This is a genomic window from Falsiroseomonas oryzae (genome assembly GCF_027856955.1).
In the GTDB taxonomy this organism is placed as follows: domain Bacteria; phylum Pseudomonadota; class Alphaproteobacteria; order Acetobacterales; family Acetobacteraceae; genus Falsiroseomonas; species Falsiroseomonas oryzae.
Genome location: NZ_JAPSMD010000050.1, coordinates 1 through 21,612, shown reverse-complemented (window position 1 = coordinate 21,612; position 21,612 = coordinate 1). Strand labels below are relative to the sequence as shown.

The window sequence follows — 21,612 nt, the reverse complement described above, 5'->3', positions numbered from 1 at the left end:
GGCGCGGCACGGGCGCAGCGCGCGTGGATCGGCCTGCCCGCTGCGGAGCGCGGGCGCCGGCTCTGGGCGCTGGGCGGGCTGGTGCGGCGCGAGGCGGAGGCGCTGGCGCGGCTGGAATGCGCCAACACGGGCAAGCCGATCCGCGACTGCCGGGGCGAGGTGGCCCGCGTCGCCGAGATGGCGGAATACTGGGCCGGCTGGTGCGACAAGATCGAGGGGCGGACCATCCCGGTCCCGTCCGGGCATCTCGTCTATGTGCGGCGCGAGCCCTTCGGGGTGGTGCTGGCGATCACGCCGTGGAACGCGCCGCTCTTCACCTGCGGCTGGAACGCGCTGCCGGCGCTCGCGGCGGGCAATGCCGTGGTCCTCAAGCCGTCCGAATACACGCCGCTGACCTCGCTGGCCTTCGGCCGCTTGGCGCTGGAGGCCTGCCTGCCGGAGGGACTGGTGCAGGTGGTCGCCGGGCTGGGCGGGACATCGGGGGAGGCGCTGCTGGCGGCGCCGGAGGTCGCGATGGTGACCTTCGTCGGCGGCCCTTCGACCGGCGCGCGCGTCGCCGCGGCCTGCGCGGCGCGCACCATCCCCTGCGTCCTGGAGCTTGGCGGCAAGAGCGCCAACATCGTCTTCGCCGATGCCGACCTGCCGGTGGCCGTGCAGGGGGCGCAGCAGGCGATCTTCGCGGGCTCCGGGCAGAGCTGCGTCGCCGGCTCGCGCCTGCTGGTCCAGCGCAGCTTGCACGACCGCTTCGTGGAGCAGATGGCGGCGGCCTCGGCGCAAATCCGGCTGGGCGACCCGCTGGACGCCGCGACCGAGGCCGGCCCGGTCTGCAACGCCCGCCAGCATGCGCATGTCGCCGCTTTGGTGGAGGCCGGCGTGGCGGAGGGCGCGCGCCTGCTCGCCGCGCCGCGCGACCCCGGCCTGCCGGCGGGCGGCTTCTGGGTGCCGCCGACCATCCTGGCCGGCGTGACCAATGCCGCGCGCGTGGCGCAGGAGGAGATCTTCGGCCCCGTCGTCGCCGCCATCCCCTTCGAGGACGAGGCGGAGGCGGTGGCGCTGGCGAACGCCACCGGCTTCGGCCTCGCGGGCGCGGTCTGGACCCGCGACCTGGGCCGGGCGCATCGCGTCGCCGCCGCGGTGCGCGCGGGCACCTTCTGGGTCAACGGCTACCGCACCATCCATGTCAGCGTGCCCTTCGGCGGCTTCGGCGCCTCCGGGCATGGCCGGTCCTCCGGCATCGAGGCGCTCAACGCCTACACGCAATCCAAGGCCGTCTGGGTGGAGACCGCGGCGGCGCCGGTGCTCGGCTTCGGGCACCGGCCGGCGGGCGGCTGAGCGCGCGCCATGCCCGTCACGCCGGAGGAGGTGCGCGCCGCCTACCGCCTGATCCTGGGGCGGGAGCCGGAGAACGAGGCGGTGGTCGCGGCGCATGCGGCCGGCGCGCGCGACCTGGCGGCGCTGCGCGCCACCTTCCTGAATGCGCCCGAGTTCTGCCACGCCAATGCGCGGGAGATCCTGCGCTTCATGACCGGCTGGGCCGCGACGCGCCGGCATGGCCCGGTGGAGACCGAATGCTCCGCCGAGGACCTCGCCCGCCTCTTCGCCCATGTGCGGCGTGTCTGGAGCCGGCTTGGCGAGGTCGAGCCGCATTTCTCCGTGGTGAGCCACGCCGCCTACAAGCCCGAGCACATCGCGGCCACGATGCCGGCCTTCCTCGCCACCGGCCGGGCGGAGGCGGAGATGCTGGCGGCGGAGCTCGCGGGGCATGGCCTGCCGGCGGCGGGCTGGGCGCATTGCATCGAGCTCGGCTGCGGCGTTGGGCGGGTGACGCGCCACTTGGCGGGATTCGCGGACCGCGTGACCGGCCTCGACGTCTCGGCGCCGCATCTGGATCTGGCCCGGGCGCATCTGGCCGCGGAGGGCGTGCGGAACGTCACGCTGGCGCGGATCGAGGACCCGGCGGACCTCGCCCTTCCGGAATGCGACCTGCTCTATTCGCGCATCGTCCTGCAGCACAACCCGCCGCCGGTGATGCTGTTCCTGCTGCGCCGGATGCTGGCCGCGCTGCGCCCGGGCGGCGTCGCGGTGGTCCAGCTGCCGGTCTTCCTCGAGGGCTACCGCTTCGTGCTGGCGGAGTACCTGGCCGGGATGGACGCGATCGACGACCAGGAACTGCACGCCCTGCCGCAGGCCGTGGTGTTCGCGGCCATCGCCGCCGCCGGCTGCGAGGTGCTGGCCTGCTACCGCGACAACTCCCTGGCGCGAATCACCCAGGTCTCCAACCGCTTCGTCCTGCGCCGGCCGCATCGCGCCCCTTGAGGAAACCGGGCGCGGCCCGCTAGCCTCGGCCCGGCTTCATTCTGGAGACAATAACGAATGCTTCGTCGCGACCTGTTCGCGGGCGCCGGGGCCGCTGCCGCCGCGGCGTCCCTGCCGCGCTTCGCCATCGCCCAGCCCGCGGCCGCGCGCACGCTGAAATACGTGCCGCATGCCAATCCGGGGAACATCGACCCCTTCACCAACACCGCCTTCGTCGCGCGCGACCACGCCTTCCTGGTCTATGACCAGCTCTACGGCATGAACGAGCGGTTCGAGCCGCAGCCGCAGATGGTCCAGGGCCATGTCGTCGAGAACAACGGCCTGCTCTGGCGCTTCACGCTGCGGGAGAACCTGCGCTTCCACGACGGCACGCCGGTGCGCGGCCGCGACTGCATTGCCTCCATCCGCCGCTGGGGCCGGCGCGACGCCTTCGGGCAGGAGCTGATGGCGCGCGTGGCGGAGATGTCGGAGGAGAGCGACCGCGTCTTCACGATCCGCCTCAGCCGGCCCTTCCCGAAGATGCTCGAGGCCTTCTCCAAGGTGACGACGAGCTGCCTCTTCGTCATGCCGGAGCGGCTGGCCAACGTCGATCCCTTCACCAACATCACCGAGGCCGTGGGCAGCGGCCCCTACCGCTTCGTCGCGAACGAATGGGTGCCCGGATCGCGCCTGGCCTATGCGCGCAACCCGGACTACGTGCCCGTCGCCTCCGGCACGCCGTCCATGACGGCGGGCCCGAAGGTGGCGCATTTCGACCGCGTCGAGTGGCACATCATGTCGGACCAGGCGACCGCCGCGGCCGCGCTGCAGTCCGGCGAGATCGACTGGTGGGAACAGCCGACGGCGGACCTGTTCCCGCTGTTCCAGCGTGGCGCCAACGCGCGCAACATCACCGTGGACATCATCAACAATTCCGGCCTGATCGGGATCTTCCGCCCGAACCACCTCACCGCCCCGTTCAACAACCCGGCGGTGCGCCGCGCCGTGCTGACGGCGATCAGCCAGATGGACTTCATGACCGCGGTGATCGGCACGACGGGCGTCGAGGGCCGGCCGGACCTGCGCCGCGAAGGCATCGGCTACTTCGCGCCCGAATCGCCTTCGGCTTCCCGGGTCGGGCTCGACCGGCTGCGCAAGAGCATCGACGCCGCGCGGTCGGAGCTGCAGGCGGCCGGGGCGATGGGCGCGCGGCTGGTGCTGCTGAACGCCACCGACCTCGCCTCGATCAACGCGGCGACGCTGGTGGGGGCGGACCTGTTCCGTCGGATGGGCTTCAACGTGGAGCTCGTCTCGACGGACTGGGGCACCGTCGTGGCGCGCCGCGCCAGCCGCAACCCGCTGGAGCAGGGCGGCTGGTCCGGATTCTTCACCTTCTGGTCCGGCGTGGACCACTGGAACCCGGCGAGCCATGCCTCGATCCGCGGACATGGCGAGAATGCCTGGCCGGGCTGGCCGACCATCCCCGCCATCGAGGCGCAGCGCAACGCCTGGTTCGACGCGCCGAACGACGCGGCGGCGCTGGCCGCGACGACGGAGATGCAGCGCATCGCCTTCGAGGAGGTGCCCTATGTGCCGACCGGCATGTACTACCAGCCGACCGCCTACCGGCGGAACCTGACGGGCATGCTGAAGGGCCAGCCGCCGGTGTTCTGGAACATCCGCCGGGCGTGATCGCGGCGCGCCCTGCAGCGCGCCCCTTGCGCGCGGCGTGCCGTTGCGTTTGATGAGTGGCCCCGGCGGATCCAGCCATCCGCCGGGCCGCCAGGGAGACAAGTCCATGCAGCGACGCCAACTCCTTGCCGGCGCGGGGGCCGCCATCGGCGCCTCGGCGATCGGCACGCCCGCCATGGGGCAGGGCACTGCCGGCGCGGCGCGGGTGCTGAAGTTCATCCCGCAGGCCGACCTCGCCGTGCTCGACCCGATCCTGACCACGGCCTATGTCACGCGCCATCACGGCTACATGGTGTGGGACACGCTCTACGGCTTCGATGCCGACTACAAGGCACAGCCGCAGATGGTGGAGGGCCACACCGTCGAGGACGAGGGCCGGCGCGTGACGATGCGCCTGCGCGAGGGCCTGCGCTTCCACAACGGGGAGCCGGTGCGTGCGCGCGACGCCGTGGCCTCCATCCGCCGCTGGGCGGCGCGCGACGCCCTGGGCCAGGTGCTGATGACGGTGACCGACGAGCTGGCGGCGCCGGACGACCGCACCATCGTCTTCCGCCTGAAGCGCGCCTTCCCGCTGCTGTTCGAGGCGCTGGGCAAGCCCTCGACCCCGGTGTGCTTCATCATGCCGGAGAGCCTGGCGAGCCAGGACCCGAACCAGCCGCTGCGCGGCGACCTGATCGGATCCGGCCCCTTCCGCTTCGTCGCGAACGAGCGCGTGCCCGGCGCGCGCGTGGTCTACACGCGCTTCGCCGAATACGTGCCGCGCGCCGAGGGGACGCCGTCCTGGACGGCGGGACCGAAGCGCACGCATTTCGACCGGGTCGAGTGGCACATCACGCCCGACCCGGCGACCGCCTCCGCCGCGCTGCAGAATGGCGAGATGGACTGGTGGGAGCAGCCCACCGGCGACCTGCAGCCGGTGCTGCGACGCAACCGGAACGTGGTGCTGGAGATCCCGGACCCGACCGGGCTGATGGCGATCGCGCGCTTCAACCACCTGCATCCGCCCTTCGACAAGCCGGCGATCCGCCGCGCGCTGCTCGGCGCGGTGAACCAGGCGGACTTCATGACCGCGGTGATCGGCACCGACCGCAGCCTGTGGCGCGAGGAGGTGGGCTTCTTCCCGCCCGGCACACCGCTGGCCTCCGACGCCGGGCTGCAGGCGCTCACCTCGCCGCGCGACGTCGAGAAGGTGCGGCGTGACCTGGCGGCGGCGGGCTACAACGGGGAGCGCGTGGTGCTGATCGCGGCGTCCGACTTCCCCTCGCTGAACGCGCTGGCGCAGGTGAGCAACGACATGCTGCGGCGCGTCGGGATGAATGTGGACTACGTCTCGACGGACTGGGGCACCGTGGTGCAGCGCCGCGCCAGCCGGGAGGCGCCGGAGCGCGGCGGCTGGAGCATGTTCTGCACCTTCTGGGCCGGCGTGGACATGTTCAACCCCGGCGTCCACCAGAGCCTGCGCGGGCACGGCAACGCGGCGTGGTTCGGCTGGCCGACCATCCCGCGCATCGAGGAACTGCGGCAGGCCTGGTTCGACGCGCCGGACCTGGCGGCGCAGCAGGCCGTCGCGAAGCAGATCCAGGAGGTCGCCTTCCAGGAGGTGCCCTACCTGCCGCTTGGCCAGTATTTCCAGGCCACGGCCTATCGCCGCGGCCTGACCGGCGTGCTGAAGGGCCTGCCGCTGTTCTGGAATGTCCAGCGCACGGGCTGATCGGTCCCATCCCTGACGCTGCCGGAGGGCGTCGCGGCGTGCCGCGGCGCCCTTCGTGTCTTGCCGGCCGGTGCATTGCCTGTTCTGATCGCGGCGACAGGCTTCACGACGGGAGCAACGGATGGATCGCAGGAACCTGCTGAAGGCGGGCGCCGCCGGTATGGCCGCGGCGTCGCTGCCGCGTTTCGCGGTCTCTCAGCCCGCTCAGAACCGCGTCCTGAAGATGGTGCCGCAGGCCAACCTGACGAGCCTCGACCCGATCTGGACCACGGCCAACATCACGCGCAACCACGGCTACATGGTCTATGACACGCTGTACGGCACGGACGAGCAGTTCCGCCCGCAGCCGCAGATGGCGGAAGGCCATGCGGTGGAGGATGGCGGGCGCCGCGTGACGATCACGCTGCGCAGCGGCCTGCGCTTCCACGACGGCGAGCCGGTGCGCGCCATCGACTGCGTCGCTTCGCTGCAGCGCTGGATGAAGCGCAGCCCGATCGGCCAGAAACTCGAGACCTTCGTGGATGCGCTGGAAGCCGATGGCGACCGCCGCATCGTCTTCCGCCTGAAGCAGCCCTTCCCGCTGCTGACGGCCGCGCTGGGCCAGGTCTCGAACAGCCCGCCCTTCATCATGCCGGAGCGCCTCGCGCGCACCGACCCGTTCCAGCAGGTGCGCGAGGTGATCGGCAGCGGTCCGTTCCGCTTCGTGCCGCGCGAATTCAACTCCGGCAGCCTCGTCGTCTACGAGCGCAACCCGGACTACGTGCCGACCCCCGTGGGCCGACCGAGCCTGACTGCCGGCCCCAAAGTGGTCCATTTCGATCGCGTCGAATGGCACATCATCGTCGATGCGAGCACCGCGGCCGCCGCGTTGCAGACTGGCGAGATCGACTGGTACGAACAGCCGCCGCCCGAGATCCAGCTGCTGCTGCGGCGCAACCGCAACGTGACGGTCGAGGCGATCGACCCGTTGCCGCTGATCGGCATCATGCGCTTCAACCACCTGCATCCGCCCTTCAACGACAAGAAGATGCGCCAGGCTATCCTGCCGGCGATCAACCAGGCGGATTTCATGACCGCCGTGGTCGGCGACGACCGGTCGCTGTTCATGACGGGCGTCGGAGTCTTCACGCCCGGCACGCCGCTAGCCAACGACGCCGCGCTCGGCCCGCTGACCGGACCGCGGAGCCTGGACCGCGCGCGCGCGATGATGCGCGACGCAGGCTACACCAACCAGCCGATGCGCCTGATCGGGCCGACCGACATCCTCGCACCGTCCGCGATGACCCAGGTGGGCGCGGACCTGGTCCGTCGGCTCGGCTTCAACGCCGATATCGTCCTCACGGACTGGGGCACCACCGTGCAGCGCCGGACCAGCCGCGAACCGGTAGACCGCGGCGGCTGGAGCATGCTGTTCACCAGCTTCTCGTCCTTCGACTTCGTGGACCCCGCTGCGCATTTCCCGCTGCGTGGCAATGGCGCCAACGCCTGGCCCGGCTGGCCGACCGTCCCGCGGCTGGAGGAGTTGCGCGACGCATGGTTCGTCGCCCCCGATCTGGCTGCGCAGCAGCGCATCGCGCGCGAGATCCAGGAAGTGGCGATGGACGAACTGCCCTACGTGCCGGTGGGCGCCTATCTCTCGACCACGGCGCACCGGCGCAACCTGACCGACCGCGTGAAGGGCCTGGCGCTGTTCTGGGGCCTCCGCCGCACCTGACCGCCACGTGCCTCGGCCGGCTCCGCCCGGGGCGCCGGCCGAGGCACCGCGTCATGGCCCGGGCCCAGGGCGAGAGGAGAGCGCGATGCTTGGCAGGCGTGGCCTGATGGCCGCAGGCGCGGCTTCGGTGATGGCGCCGCGCGTGGTCGGCGCGCAGGGCGCCGCGGCGCGCACGCTGCGCGTGATCCCGCAGGCGAACCTCACCTCGCTCGATCCGGTCTGGACCACCGCGGTGGTCACCCGCAACAACGCTTTCCTGGTCTATGACCAGATCTGCGCGCAGGACGCCGCCGGCGCCATCCGGCCGCAGATGGCGGAAGGGTGGGAGGTTGCGCAGGACCGGCTCTCCGTCACCTTCACCCTGCGCGACGGCCTGCTGTTCCATGACGGCGAGAAGGTGACGGCGCGCGACTGCGTCGCCTCCATCGACCGCTGGTCGAAGCGCGACCCCTTCATGCAGGTGCTGCAGCCCGCCATCGCGGAGGTGGCGGCGCTGGACGACCGCCGCTTCCGCTTCCGCCTGCACCGCCCCGTGCCGCTGCTGCTGGAGGCGCTGGGCCAGACCCAGTTCCCCTGCTTCGTCATGCCGGAGCGCCTGGCCCGCACCGACGCCTTCCAGCAACTGCGGGAGGCGGTGGGCAGCGGTCCCTTCCGCTTCCTGCCGAACGAGTGGAATCCGGGCCAGCGCGCCGTCTGGGCGAAGAACGACCGCTACCAGCCGCGGCAGGAGCCGGTGGACGGCCTGGCGGGTGGGCGCGTGCCGCGGCTCGACCGCGTGGAGTGGACGATCATCACCGACCCCGCCACCAGCGCGAACGCCATGACGCTGGGAGAGCAGGACTACTGGGAGTACCCGCTCCACGACCTGCTGCCGGTGATGCGCCGCTCGCGCGACCTGGTCGTGCAGCAGCGTCTGCTGGAGGGCACCTACGGCATCTGCCGCTTCAATTGCCTGCAGCCGCCCTTCAACAACCCGGCGATCCGCCGCGCCGTGGCGATGGCGGTGGACCAGCGCGACTACCTGCGCGCCGTGGCCGGCAACGAGCCGGATGGCTGGGGCGTGTGCGAGGGCGTCTTCACCTGCGACACGCCGCTGGCAAACGAGTCGGGCAGCGGGATCCTCAAGACCCGTAGCATCGACCGCGCCCGCGCCGCCCTGCGCGAGGCGGGCTATGCCGGCGAGCGCGTGGTGCTGATCGCGCCCGGCGACTACCCGCAGATCAACGCGCTGAGCCTGGTGACGGCGGACATCCTGCGGCGGCTGGGCATGAACCTGGAAATCGTCGCGACGGACTGGGGCACGCTGGTGCAGCGCCGCGCCAGCAAGGAGCCCGTGGAACGCGGCGGATGGAGCGTGATCCACACCACCAGCCAGGGCCTCTCGCTGACACAGCCGGTGACGCACCTGTTCCTGCGTGCGAACGGCCCCAATGCCTGGTTCGGCTGGCCGGAGGATGCCGGGATCGAGCGGCTGCGCGCGGAGTATGTGGATGCGACGGATGCAGCCGAGCGCCGCCGCGTCGCGGAGGCGCTGAACCGGCGTGCGATGGAGCTGATGGCCTACATCCCGCTCGGCTACTACTGGCAGCCGAGCGCCTGGCGCCGCAACGTGACCGGCGTGTTCCGCGCGCCGGCCACCGTGTTCTGGAACATCGCGAAGGGCTGACCCCATGCCGCATGCCACCCGCCGAGCCGTCCTCGGCGCCGCCGCCGGGCTGCTCGCCGCGCCGCGCCTCGGCTTCGGCCAGGCGCAGGCGCGCACCCTGCGCTTCGTGCCGCAGGCCAACCTGGCCAGTCTCGACCCGATCTGGTCCACCGCCGTCGTGGTCCGCAACCACGGCCTGATGATCTACGACACACTCTTCGGCCTCGGCACCGATTTCCGCCCGCGGCCGCAGATGGCAGCCGGGCACGAGGTCACGGACGACGGCCGGCGCTGGATCGTCACGCTGCGCCCGGGGCTGCGCTTCCACGACAACGAGCCGGTGCGCGCGGCGGACTGCGTCGCCTCCATCCGGCGCTGGGCCAAGCGCGACGTGCTGGGGCAGCGGCTGGACGCGCTGCTGGACGAGATCCGCCCGCTGGACGACGCCCGGTTCGAGATGCGGCTGAAGAAGCCCTGGCCCGGCCTGGCCTTCGCGCTCGGCAAGCCCTCGGCCAACATGTGCGCGATCATGCCGGAGCGCGTGGCGCGCACCGATCCGTTCACGCAGATCACCGACACCACGGGCAGCGGCCCCTTCCGCTTCCGCCAGGACCTGTTCCGCCCGGGCGACGTCGCGGTCTACGAACGCTTCCAGGGCTACGTGCCGCGCGACGAGCCGAACGACTTCATGGCCGGCGGCAAGACCGTGCATTTCGACCGCGTCGAATGGCGCGTGATGCCCGATCCCTCCACCGCCTCCGCCGCGCTGCAGAACAACGAGGCGGATTGGTGGGAGACGCCGCTGGCGGACCTGCTGCCGCTGCTGCGGCGGAACCGCGACATCGCGGTGGAGCTGATCAACACTGCCGGGAACCTGGGCGTCCTGCGCTTCAACTTCTTGCATCCGCCGTTCGACAATCCGGCCATCCGACGCGCCCTGCTGCCCGCCGTGGACCAGCGCGCCTTCATGAACGCGGCGATTGGCACCGACCCCGCGCTGTCGCGCGTGCCGGCCGGCGTGTTCACGCCCGGCACCCCCCTGGCCAACGACGCCGGGCTCGAGGTGCTCTCCGGCCCGCGCGACCTGGAAGCGGCGCGCCGCGCGGTGCGGGAGGCCGGCTACCGCGGCGAGCGCGTCGCCATGCTCTCCGCCACCGACCTGCCGGTGCTGCAGAACCTGGCCGAGGTGGCGGCGGACATGCTCCGCCGCACAGGCTTCAACGTGGACTTCCAGGCGATGGACTGGGGCACCCACATCCAGCGCCGCACCAATCGCGGCCCGGTGGACCAGGGCGGCTGGAGCGTCTTCTGCACCACCTGGGAAGGCCTCGACGTGTCGGTGCCCGGCAGCCACCAGCCGATCCGCGGGCACGGGGCGAATGCCTGGGCCGGGTGGCCGACCATGCCGCGGCTAGAGGAACTGCGCGAGGCCTGGTTCGAGGCGACCGACCTGGAAGCCGAGCGGCGCATCGCGCAGGAGATCCAGCGCACGGTCTGGCAGGAGGTGCCTTTCGTCCCGCTCGGCCAGGTGCTGCCGCCGATGGCCTATCGCCGGAGCCTGACCGGCGTGGTGAAGGGCGGGCCGGCGGTGTTCTGGGGCGTGCGACGGGCGTGACGGCCACGCCGTGCGACGCGTGGCACGACATGTGCTGAGCAGAACGGGCCGCAGCCGGTTCCGGCAGTTTTGCGGCCGAGGGGTGCTGGCGCGCCGCACAGGATTGGGGCAGTTTGCCCGTCAACGGGGCAAAGCAACTGGGAGAGTGTTGGATGGACCGTAGGTCGTTCCTCAAGACCGGCGTCGCTGCCGGTGCCGTGGCGGCATCCGGCGGGCTGGCCGCGCCTGCGTACAGCCAGGCGGCGAACCGGACGCTGCGCTTCGTGCCGCAGGCCAACCTGGCGAATTTCGACCCGATCTGGGGCACGCAGTACGTGGTGCGCAACGCCGCCGTGCTGGTGTGGGACACGCTCTACGGCTTCGACGACAAGCTCGAGCCGCAGCGCCAGATGGTGGAGGGCGAGGAGGTCAGCCAGGACGGGAAGACCTGGACCTTCCGCCTGCGCGAGGGCCTGCGCTTCCACGACGGCGAGCCGGTGCGCGCGCGCGACGTGGTGGCCTCGATCAACCGCTGGATGCCGCGCGACCCGATGGGCCAGCTGCTGCGCGCCCTGAATGTCGAGCTGAGCGCGACGGACGACCGCACCTTCCGCTGGGTGCTGAGCGCGCCCTTCGCCAAGATGAAGATGGCGCTCGGCAAGAACGCGACGCCCATGTGCTTCATCATGCCGGAGCGCATCGCCACCCGCTTCGACAGCTTCACCCAGATCAACGAGTATGTCGGCTCCGGCCCGATGCGCTTCGTGCGCAACGAGTGGGTGCCGGGCGCACGCGCGGTGTTCCAGCGCTTCGAACAGTATGTGCCGCGCAACGAGCCGCCGAACTGGCTGGCCGGCGGCAAGCGAATGATGGTGGACCGGGTGGAGTGGGTGATCATGCCCGACCCCGCGACCGCCGCGGCGGCACTGCAGAACGGCGAGATCGACTGGTGGGAGAACCCCATCACCGACCTGGTGCCGGTGCTGCGGCGCAACCGGAACATCGCCGTGGACATCGCCGACCCGCTCGGCAACATCGGCAGCTTCCGCATGAACCACCTGCATCCGCCCTTCAACAACGTGCGGGTGCGCCAGGCGGTGATGACGGCGCTGAGCCAGCAGGACTACATGACCGCGCTGGTCGGCGACGACCGCAACCTCTGGAGGACGATGGGCGGCTTCTTCACGCCGGGCACGCCGCTCTACACGGAGGAGGGCGGCGAGATGATGAAGGCCGCCAATCTGGAACGCGGCCGCGCCATGCTGCGCGAATCCGGCTATGCCGGGGAGCCGGTGATCTGCCTCGTCGCGCAGGACCAGCCCATCACCAAGGCGCAGGGCGACGTCACGGCCGACCTGCTGCGGCGGCTCGGCATGACGGTGGAGTATGTCGCGACGGACTGGGGCACCGTCGGTCAGCGCCGCGCGATGAAGAATCCGCCCAACCAGGGTGGCTGGGGCATGTTCCACACCTGGCATGCCGGCGCGGACGCCATTAACCCGGTGCTCTACAACGCGGTGCGCGCCAATGGCGACGGCGCCTGGTTCGGCTGGCCGAACGTGCCGGCGGTGGAGGCCGAGGTGCCGAACTGGCTCGCCGCCACCACGATCGAGCAGGAGCGCGCGGCGATCGGGCGGCTCAACCGCGCGGCGGTCGAGAACGTCGTCTACTGCCCGACCGGCTTCTTCCTGGGCTACCAGGCTTGGCGCCGCAACGTCTCCGGCATTGTGAAGGGGCCCATCCCCTTCGCCTGGGGCGTGTCCAAGTCGTGAGGGCGCGGCCGGTCGCCATCCCGGTTCCGCGCCGGCCGCAGGGCCGGTGCGGCGGCATCGGCGGGGCGACCGGCCCAGCCGCGTTTTCCGCCGCAGTCAGGGCGTAAGCATGTTCGCGTATGTCGTCCGGCGCGTGCTCGCCACCATTCCCGTCATGGCGGTGGTGGCGCTGTTCGTGTTCTCCCTTCTCTACATCGCGCCGGGCGACCCGGCCGCCGTCATCGCCGGCGACCAGGCGACGCCGGCCGATGTCGAGCGGATCCGCGCCAGCCTCGGCCTGGACCGCCCCTATCTCGTGCGCTTCGGCGCCTGGGTCTGGGACATCCTTCGCGGCGACCTCGGCACCTCGATCTTCACCAACCTGCCGGTCAGCACCATGATCGCGCAGCGGATCGAGCCGACGCTGTCGCTGATGATCGTCACGCTGCTGCTGGCGGTCTCGGTCGCGGTGCCGATGGGCGTGGTGGCGGCCTGGAAGCAGGGCACGCTGGTGGACCGCGCGGTGATGGCCTTCGCCGTCCTGGGCTTCTCGGTGCCGGTCTTCGTGGTCGGCTACCTGCTGGCCTATTTCTTCGCGCTGGAATGGGACCTCCTGCCGGTGCAGGGCTACACGCCCTTCTCCCGCGGCTTCTGGCCCTGGCTCGAGAACCTGATCCTGCCGGCCATCGCGCTCGGCACCGTCTACATCGCGCTGATCGCGCGCATCACGCGCGCGACGATGCTGGAGGTGCTGCAGCAGGACTACATCCGCACCGCGAAGGCCAAGGGCGTGGGCCAGCGCGCCATCCTGTTCCTGCATGCGCTGAAGAACGCCGCCGTGCCGATCGTGACGGTCATCGGCATCGGCATCGCGCTGCTGATCGGCGGCGCGGTGGTGACGGAAAGCGTCTTCGCCATCCCCGGCCTGGGCCGCCTGACCGTGGACGCCATCCTGCGGCGCGACTACCCCGTGATCCAGGGCGTCGTGCTGCTGTTCAGCTTCGTCTACGTCCTGGTCAACCTGGCCATCGACCTGCTCTACACCCTGTTCGACCCGAGGATCCGGTATTGAGCACGGCAACCCTCTCGCCCGGCGCCGGCGTGGCGCTGCCGGCCGGCGTCAACGCCGCGGCGCCGATGCCGGACATCATGCCGCCGGTGAAGCCGAAGAAGGGCTTCATCGGCTTCCTGCGGCGCAACCCGACCATTGCCATCGGCGGCTTCCTGGTGCTGCTGATGGTCTGCGTCGCGGTCTTCGCGCCCTTCCTCTGGACCAAGGACCCCACTGCGCTGGCCCCGGCCTTGCGCACGCGCGAGCCGTCCGCCCAGTGGTGGTTCGGCACCGACATGCTGGGCCGCGACGTCTATTCGCGCGTGCTCTACGGCACGCGGGTGTCGCTGACCGTCGGCTTCTCGGTCGCGATCTGCGCCTCGCTGATCGGGCTGGTGATCGGGCTGACCTCCGGCTTTATCCGGGTGGCCGATGCGATCATCATGCGGATCATGGACGGGATGATGTCCATCCCCTCCATCCTGCTGGCGATCGCGCTGATGGCCCTGACGCGCGGCTCGGTCGGCAACGTCATCCTGGCCATCACCATCGCGGAGATCCCGCGCGTCTCGCGCCTGGTGCGGGGCGTGGTGCTCAGTTTGCGCGAGCAGCCCTATGTCGATGCCGCGGTGGCGGCCGGCACGCGTACGCCCATGATCATCATCCGCCACATCCTGCCGAACACGCTGGCGCCGTTGACCGTGCAGGCCACCTACATCTGCGCCAGCGCTATGATCACCGAGGCAATCCTGTCCTTCATCGGCGCAGGCACGCCGCCCATCATCCCGTCCTGGGGCAACATCATGGCGGAGGGCCGCGCGCTCTGGCAGGTGAAGCCCTACATCGTGTTCTTCCCGGCGGTGTTCCTCTCGATCACCGTGCTGGCGGTGAACCTGCTCGGCGACGGTCTGCGCGACGCGCTCGATCCGCGCATGGCGAAGAGGCTCTGAACCGCATGGCTCTCCCCGGTCCGCAGGACGGACAACCGCTTCTCTCGGTCGAGAACCTCCAGACCCATTTCCGCACGCCGGACGGCGTGAACCGCGCGGTGGACGGCGTGTCGTTCCACGTCAATGCGGGCGAGACGCTGGCCATCGTCGGGGAAAGCGGCTGCGGCAAGTCCGTCACCGCCATGTCCATCCTGCGCCTGATCCCGGAACCTCCGGGCAAGATCGCCGGCGCCATCCGGCTGAACGGCAAGAACCTGCTTGAGTGTTCGGACCGCGAGATGCGCCAGATCCGCGGCAACGACATCTCGATGATCTTCCAGGAGCCGATGACCAGCCTGAACCCCGTGCTGACGGTGGGGCGGCAGATCGGCGAGACACTGCGCCTGCACCAGGGCATGTCTGCCAAGCAGGCCGAGGATCGCGCTGTCGAGATGCTGAACCTCGTCGGCATCCCGGAGGCGAAGCGGCGCGTGCGCGAATATCCGCATCAGCTTTCCGGCGGCATGCGCCAGCGCGTGATGATTGCCATCGCGCTCGCCTGCAACCCGAAGCTGCTGATCGCGGACGAGCCGACCACCGCGCTCGACGTCACCATCCAGGCGCAGATCCTGGAGCTGATGCGCGACCTGAAGCACCGCGTCGGCGCCGCGATCGTGCTGATCACCCATGACCTCGGCGTGGTGGCCGAGGTCGCGGAGCGGGTGGTGGTGATGTATGCCGGCAAGAAGGTGGAGGAGGCGGCGATCGGCCCGCTCTTCCGCTCGCCGCGCCATCCCTATACGCAGGGTCTGCTGGGCTCCATGCCCAAGCTCGGATCGTCGCTGACCGGGCACGAGACGCGGCTTGCCGAGATCCCCGGGCTGGTGCCCAGCCTCAAGGCGAAGATCCCAGGCTGCGTCTTCGCCAGCCGCTGCCCGCACGCGACGGACCTTTGCCGCGCCGTCGCGCCCGCGCTGGAGGAAAAGGCACCGGGCCATGTCGCGGCCTGTCACTACGCGCCGCGAGAGGGAGCGATGGCCGCATGAACGCGATCGCACCGCTGCTGCAGGTCAACGACCTAAAGAAGCACTTCCCGATCCATGGCGGCTTCTTCGGCGGCACGACAGGCTACGTCTATGCCGTGGATGGTGTCTCCTTCGAGATCATGCGCGGCGAGACGCTGTCCCTGGTCGGTGAATCGGGCTGCGGCAAGTCGACGGTGGGCAAGGCGCTGCTGCGCCTGTTCAGCATCACCGGCGGCCAGGTGATCCTGGGCGGCACCCGAATCGACGACATGCCGTCGGGCACGCTCAGGCCGCTGCGCCGGCGCATGCAGGTGGTCTTCCAGGATCCGTTCAGCAGCCTGAACCCCCGCCTGCGTGTGCGCGACATCCTGGCCGAGCCGATTCGCAACTTCGGCCTGGCGAAGGATGCCGCCGACCTGGAGGCGCGGGTGGCAGGCCTGATGGACAAGGTGCGCCTGCCGCGCGACGCGGTGAATCGCTGGCCGCACGAATTCTCCGGCGGCCAGCGCCAGCGCATCGGCATCGCCCGCGCGCTGGCCGCGGAGCCCGACCTGATCATCTGCGACGAGGCGGTCTCCGCCCTCGACGTCTCGGTGAAGGCGCAGATCGTCAACCTGCTGCAGGACCTGCAGAAGGAACTCGGCCTGGCGATGCTGTTCATCAGCCACGACCTGGCGATCGTGGAGCACATGACCCACCGCGTCGCCGTCATGTATCTCGGCAAGATCGTGGAGGTGGCCCCGAAGCGCAGCCTCTTCGCCGCCCCGAAGCACCCCTACACGGAGGCACTGCTCTCCGCCGTGCCGGTGCCCGAGCCCGGCGCCGCGCGGGAGCGCATCATCCTCAAGGGCGATGTGCCGAGCCCGATCAACCCGCCCAAGGGCTGCCGCTTCCACACGCGATGCCCCTACGCCTTCGATCGCTGCCGCACCGAGGAGCCGGCCTTGCGCCCGGTCGCGGACGCGATGGGGGAGGGGCATATCGCCGCCTGCCACCTGCACGACCGGCCGGCTGCCGAGAATCCCCTGGCCGGCTCGAAGGGCGCGTCGCTGCTCGCCGTCGGCTGATCGGCGCCTGCCGTGCCCGGCCTTGCCAGGCGATCCAGGCCGTCCCACCGGCCCGGATGATGGTGCGCCTGGCTTGCGTAACCTTCGCCTTCGCCGCTCGCGGTCGCCGGCGGCCCACTCCCGCCCGCAAGCCGCACGGCGCCGCTTGACGGACGCGCGGGGCAGGGCGAGGCTCCCCAACCGAAACGCCGCCCCCATGTCACGGGCGGCTCCAGGAACCCGGGGGAGAGGCGCGATGCCGCAGGTCACGCTGACGGTCAACGGCACGAAGCACACGGTCGAGGTTGAGGCCCGCACGCTGCTCGTCGAGCTGCTGCGGGAGAAGCTGCGGCTGACCGGCACCCATGTCGGGTGCGACACGAGCCAGTGCGGCGCCTGCGTCGTCCACATGGGCGGCGACAGCATCAAGGCCTGCACCATTCTCGCCGTGCAGTGCGAGGGCGCGGACATCACCACCATCGAGGGGCTCGCCAAGCCCGACGGCACGCTGCACCCGATGCAGGAGGCGTTCCGCGAATACCACGCCCTGCAGTGCGGCTTCTGCACGCCCGGCATGGTCATGTCCGCGATCGACCTGGTGAACAAGCACCCCGGCGGCCTGTCCGAGCAGGAGATCCGCGAAGGGCTGGAGGGCAACCTCTGCCGCTGCACGGGCTACCATAACATCGTCAAGGCGATCGCCGCCGCCGCCGATGTGATGCAGGGCCGCCGCAGCGAACTGGCCCGCGCCGCCGAATAGGCTGCGCCGCGGGGCAACGGGGAGGGAAGAAGAAATGAACGTCGTAGCGCCCTTCGAGGGCATCGGCGCCTCCGTGCGCCGTAAGGAGGACCTGCGCTTCCTCTCGGGCCGGGGCCAGTACACCGACGACATCAACCGTCCGGGCCAGACGCACGCCTTCATCCTGCGCAGCCCGCACGCGCATGCCGAGATCAGGTCGATCGACGTCACGGCCGCGAAGGCGATGCCGGGCGTGCTGGCCGTGTTCACCGGCGCCGACATGGCCGGTATCGGCGGGCTGCCCTGCGGCTGGCAGATCCACAACAAGGACGGCTCGCCGATGGCGGAGCCGAAGCACCCCGTTCTCGCCGAGGGCAAGGTGCGCCATGTCGGCGACCCGGTCGCGGTGGTGGTCGCCGAGACGAAGGCACAGGCCCGCGACGCCGGCGAGGCCATCGTGGTGGACTACAACCCGCTTCCCGCCGCCGCGACGATGGACCAGGCGCTGAAGGCCGGCGCCCCGCAGGTGCATGAGGGCGCGCCCGGCAACCTCTGCTACGACTGGCACATCGGCGACAAGGCGGCGCTGGATGCGGCCTTCGCCAAGGCGCACAAGGTCGTCTCCTTCGAGACGACGAACAACCGCCTGGTGCCGAACGCGATGGAGCCGCGTGCGGCGATCGGCGAGTTCGACCCGCAGTCCGGCGACTACACGCTCTACACAACCAGCCAGAACCCGCATGTGATCCGGCTGCTGATGGGTGCCTTCGTGCTCAACATCCCGGAGGCGAAGCTGCGCGTGGTCGCGCCGGATGTGGGCGGCGGCTTCGGCAGCAAGATCTACCACTACGCCGAGGAAGCGATCGTCACCTGGGCCTCCGCCAGGGTGAAGCGCCCGATCAAGTGGACGGCGGAGCGCACCGAATCCTTCATGTCGGACGCGCATGGCCGCGACCACGTCAGCAGGGCCGAGCTCGCCCTCGACGCGGATGGGAAGATCCTTGGGCTGAAGGTGCACACCCTCGCCAACATGGGCGCCTATCTCTCCACCTTCGCGCCCTGCGTGCCGACCTATCTCTACGCCACGCTGCTGGCGGGCGTTTACACCACGCCGGTGATCTATGCCGAAGTGAAGGCGGTCTTCACCAACACCGTGCCGGTGGACGCCTATCGCGGTGCCGGCCGGCCGGAGGCGACCTACCTGCTCGAGCGCCTGATGGACGTGGCGGCGGCCGAGATCGGCATGGACCGCGTGGAGTTCCGCCGGAAGAACTTCATCCCGGTGGACGCCTTCCCCTACCAGACGCCTGTCGCGCTGCAGTACGACAGCGGCAACTACTTCGCGACGCTGGACGCGGCGCTGCAAGCGGCCGACTGGAAGGGGTTCGAGGCGCGCCGCGCCGCGGCGAAGGCGAAGGGCAAGCTGCGGGGCATCGGCATCTCCACCTACCTGGAAGCCTGCGGCATCGCGCCCTCCGCGGTTGTGGGCAGCCTCGGCGCGCGTGCCGGCCTCTACGAGGTCGGCACCATCCGCGTACATCCCACCGGCAGCGTGACGGTGCTGACCGGCACGCACAGCCACGGCCAGGGGCATGAGACGACGCTGGCTCAGCTCGTCGCCGACCGGCTCGGGGTGCCGCTGGCGAACATCGACATCGTGCATGGCGACACCGCGAAGGTGCCCTTCGGCATGGGCACCTACGGCTCGCGTTCGCTCGCGGTCGGCGGCAGCGCGATGTTCAAGGCGATGGACAAGATCATCGCCAAGGGCAAGCGCATCGCGGCCCACCTCATGGAAGCCAGCGTGGAGGACGTGGAGTTCGACCGCGGCACCTTCCGCGTCGCCGGCACCGACAAGACGAAGTCGCTGACCGACATCAGCCTGGCCGCCTACGTGCCGCACAACTATCCGATCGAGGAGATCGAGCCGGGGCTGGAGGAGACCGCCTTCTACGACCCGAAGAACTTCACCTATCCGGGCGGCTGCCACATCGCCGAGGTCGAGATAGACCCCGACACGGGCAAGGTCTCCATGGTGAACTTCACCGCCGTGGACGATGTCGGGCGCGTCATCAATCCGATGATCGTGGAAGGCCAGGTGCAGGGCGGCGTCGCGCAGGGCATCGGCCAGGCGCTGCTGGAAAGCGCGATCTACGACGCGCAGGGGCAGCTGATCAGCGGCTCCATGATGGACTACACCATGCCGCGTGCGGACGACCTCGCGCCGGTCAGCGTCGCCACCCACACCACGCTCTGCACGCACAACCCGCTGGGCGTGAAGGGCTGCGGCGAGGTGGGCGCCATCGGCTCGCCGCCCGCGGTGATCAACGCGGTGGTGGATGCGCTGAAGGACTACGGCGTCCGCCACATCGAGATGCCGGCCACCCCGGCGAAGATCTGGAACATCGTCAACGGCGGCCGCAAGATGGCGGCGGAGTGAGGGGATCGAGCCATGTATGATTTCGCCTATCACAAGCCGTCCTCGGTCGCCGATGCGGTGAAGCTGCTCGCGGCCGATCCCGATGCGCGCGCGATCTCCGGCGGCATGACGCTGCTGCCCGCGCTCAAGCTCCGGCTGAACAAGCCGACCGCTGTGGTGGACCTCTCCGGCATCGCGGAGCTGCGCGGCGTGAAGCGTGAGGGCGGCACCATCGTCGTCGGCGCGCTGACGAAGCACTACGAGGTCGCGACCTCCGCCGAGATCAAGGCGGCGATCCCCGCGCTCGCCTGGATGGCCTCCACCATCGGCGACACGCAGGTGCGCAACCGCGGCACGATGGGCGGCTCCGTCGCCAACAACGACCCCTCCGCCGACTACCCCGCGGCGCTGCTGGCGCTTGGCGCGACCATCCAGACCGACAAGCGGAAGATCGGCGCCGACGACTTCTTCCAGGGCATGTTCGCCACGGCGCTCGACACCGGGGAGATCGTCACCGCGATCCACATCCCCGTGCCGGAGAAGGCGGGCTACGCCAAGATGAAGAACCCGGCCAGCCGCTACTCCATGGCGGGCGTCTTCGTCGCCAGGGGCCCGGCCGGCGTGCGCGTTGGCGTGAACGGCGCGGGCGCGAACGGGGCGTTCCGCGCGACGGCCATGGAAGCCGCGCTCGCTGCGAACTGGTCGCCCGATGCGGTCGCGTCCATCAAGATGGATCCCGCCATGATGAATGGCGACATCCATGGAAGCGCCGAGTACCGCGCCCATCTCGTCACCGTGATGGCCAAGCGCGCCGTCGCCAACGCCGGCTGAACCCGGCGCCGCGCGCCGGGACACCCCGAGGCTGAGAGGGCGGCCCCTGCCCAGGGGCCGCCCTTCGCATCTGCGGTCAACGCTGCTTCGCGCGCCTGTCGTCGGCGTTGCGTGGCAGGGGGCGTGCGCCGGTTTCCGTGATCTGACACAATCGCCGGGCATCCGCTCCCGCCTTGAGCGGGTCGCCTCGATTCTGGACCGAGATCGGACCCGATGGCGCATTTCGCCGAGATCAGTCGCGCCCAGCCGAGCTGTCTTCTCTTCCTGCTGGACCAGTCCGGTTCCATGGGCGAGGACATCGCGCCGGGCACCACCAAGGCCGGCTTCCTCGCGGATGCGGTGAATCGCAGCCTGATGGACCTTGTGAACCGCTCCACCCGGGCGGGCGCCGTGGTGAACGACCTCGATGTTGGAGTCTTCGCCTATGCCGGGAACAGCGTCGGCCCGGCCTTCGGCGGCGCGCTGGCGGGCAGCCATCTCTGCGAGATCGGCGCGCTGGCCTGCAGCCCCGCGCGGGTGGAGAAGCGCCGGAAGCGCGTGCCGGACGGCGCGGGCGGGCTTGTCGAAACCACGGTCGACTTCCCGGTCTGGTTCGAGCCGCAGCCCGGCGGCGGAACGCCGATGTGCGCGGCGCTCCGCATGGCGGGGGACATGCTGGCGGATTGGTGCGAGGAGCATCCGCACGCCTTCCCGCCGACGCTGCTGCACGTCACCGACGGGGAAGCGACCGACGGCACGCCGGCCGAGGTGGCCGCCGCCGCCGGCCATGTGATGGCGCAGGGCACCACGGAGGGCCGGGTGGTGCTGATGAACCTTCATCTCTCCGGCAGCCTGGCCGAGCCGGTGCGCTTCCCGGACGAGGAGGCTGCGCGGCTGGACGTGCATGGGCGGCTGCTCTTCGCGATCAGCAGCATCCTGCCGCCGCAGGCGCGCCGGCGCGCGACGGAGGAAGGGCTGGCGGTGGCGGAGCAGAGCCGCGCCCTGGTCTACAATGCCCGCATGCCGGACGTGGTCGCCTTCTTCCGCGTCGGCACGGCGCTGCGCCGCGCCTCCGGCGCGCAATGGGTGAAGACCACGGCCAGCAGCCTGCGCGGCGCGCCCACCTGGCTGCCGCCCGGCCTTGCCGCGGCCGCCCTGGCGGAGCCTGCGGCTCCGCCGCCCCGGCCCGTG

The 21,612-nt window shown here is 70.7% G+C and carries 16 protein-coding genes; all 16 read left to right on the top strand.

Annotation, left to right across the window (positions count from 1 at the left end):
• A partial coding sequence (locus OZN99_RS07875) for an aldehyde dehydrogenase family protein (RefSeq protein WP_270934652.1) occupies positions 1-1,332 on the top strand: 1,332 nt, incomplete at its 5' end.
• Positions 1,333-1,341: 9 nt separating this feature from the next.
• Complete coding sequence (locus OZN99_RS07870; protein WP_270934651.1) at positions 1,342-2,316, top strand: class I SAM-dependent methyltransferase; 975 nt, start codon at positions 1,342-1,344, stop codon at positions 2,314-2,316.
• Positions 2,317-2,373: 57 nt separating this feature from the next.
• The gene (locus tag OZN99_RS07865; protein ID WP_270934650.1) at positions 2,374-3,987 is read left to right on the top strand and encodes an ABC transporter substrate-binding protein; all 1,614 of its coding nucleotides are present in this window, start codon (positions 2,374-2,376) and stop codon (positions 3,985-3,987) included.
• Between the two features lie 106 nt (positions 3,988-4,093).
• Positions 4,094-5,698, top strand: a complete 1,605-nt coding sequence (locus OZN99_RS07860) for an ABC transporter substrate-binding protein (RefSeq protein WP_270934649.1) — start codon at positions 4,094-4,096, stop codon at positions 5,696-5,698.
• A 121-nt stretch (positions 5,699-5,819) separates the two neighbouring features.
• Positions 5,820-7,412 carry an ABC transporter substrate-binding protein gene (locus tag OZN99_RS07855; protein ID WP_270934648.1) on the top strand — a complete coding sequence of 531 codons (1,593 nt, stop codon included), beginning with the start codon at positions 5,820-5,822 and terminating at the stop codon, positions 7,410-7,412.
• Between the two features lie 85 nt (positions 7,413-7,497).
• The gene (locus tag OZN99_RS07850) at positions 7,498-9,078 is read left to right on the top strand and encodes an ABC transporter substrate-binding protein (RefSeq protein ID WP_270934647.1); all 1,581 of its coding nucleotides are present in this window, start codon (positions 7,498-7,500) and stop codon (positions 9,076-9,078) included.
• 4 nt (positions 9,079-9,082) lie between these two features.
• Entirely contained in the window at positions 9,083-10,672 is a 1,590-nt protein-coding gene (locus OZN99_RS07845) for an ABC transporter substrate-binding protein (RefSeq protein ID WP_270934646.1), read from the top strand.
• A 152-nt stretch (positions 10,673-10,824) separates the two neighbouring features.
• Positions 10,825-12,423, top strand: a complete 1,599-nt coding sequence (locus OZN99_RS07840; protein ID WP_270934645.1) for an ABC transporter substrate-binding protein — start codon at positions 10,825-10,827, stop codon at positions 12,421-12,423.
• Positions 12,424-12,532: 109 nt separating this feature from the next.
• Complete coding sequence (locus OZN99_RS07835) at positions 12,533-13,474, top strand: ABC transporter permease (RefSeq protein ID WP_270934644.1); 942 nt, start codon at positions 12,533-12,535, stop codon at positions 13,472-13,474.
• Positions 13,471-14,403 carry an ABC transporter permease gene (locus tag OZN99_RS07830; RefSeq protein WP_456299877.1) on the top strand — a complete coding sequence of 311 codons (933 nt, stop codon included), beginning with the start codon at positions 13,471-13,473 and terminating at the stop codon, positions 14,401-14,403. The genes OZN99_RS07835 and OZN99_RS07830 overlap by 4 nt, the downstream gene beginning before the upstream one ends.
• Before the next feature lie 5 nt (positions 14,404-14,408).
• Complete coding sequence (locus tag OZN99_RS07825; RefSeq protein ID WP_270934643.1) at positions 14,409-15,428, top strand: ABC transporter ATP-binding protein; 1,020 nt, start codon at positions 14,409-14,411, stop codon at positions 15,426-15,428.
• On the top strand, positions 15,425-16,474 hold the full coding sequence (locus OZN99_RS07820; protein ID WP_270934642.1) for an ABC transporter ATP-binding protein: 1,050 nt from the start codon (positions 15,425-15,427) through the stop codon (positions 16,472-16,474). Before OZN99_RS07825 ends, OZN99_RS07820 begins: the two co-directional genes overlap by 4 nt.
• A gap of 235 nt (positions 16,475-16,709) precedes the next feature.
• Complete coding sequence (locus OZN99_RS07815; RefSeq protein ID WP_270934641.1) at positions 16,710-17,213, top strand: (2Fe-2S)-binding protein; 504 nt, start codon at positions 16,710-16,712, stop codon at positions 17,211-17,213.
• Positions 17,214-17,247: 34 nt separating this feature from the next.
• Positions 17,248-19,632: a xanthine dehydrogenase family protein molybdopterin-binding subunit gene (locus OZN99_RS07810; RefSeq protein WP_270934640.1), complete on the top strand. Its 2,385-nt coding sequence runs from the start codon at positions 17,248-17,250 to the stop codon at positions 19,630-19,632.
• 12 nt (positions 19,633-19,644) lie between these two features.
• On the top strand, positions 19,645-20,442 hold the full coding sequence (locus tag OZN99_RS07805) for an FAD binding domain-containing protein (protein WP_270934639.1): 798 nt from the start codon (positions 19,645-19,647) through the stop codon (positions 20,440-20,442).
• Between the two features lie 213 nt (positions 20,443-20,655).
• Positions 20,656-21,612 (top strand): vWA domain-containing protein (locus tag OZN99_RS07800; RefSeq protein ID WP_270934638.1); only part of this gene is annotated, 957 nt, incomplete at its 3' end.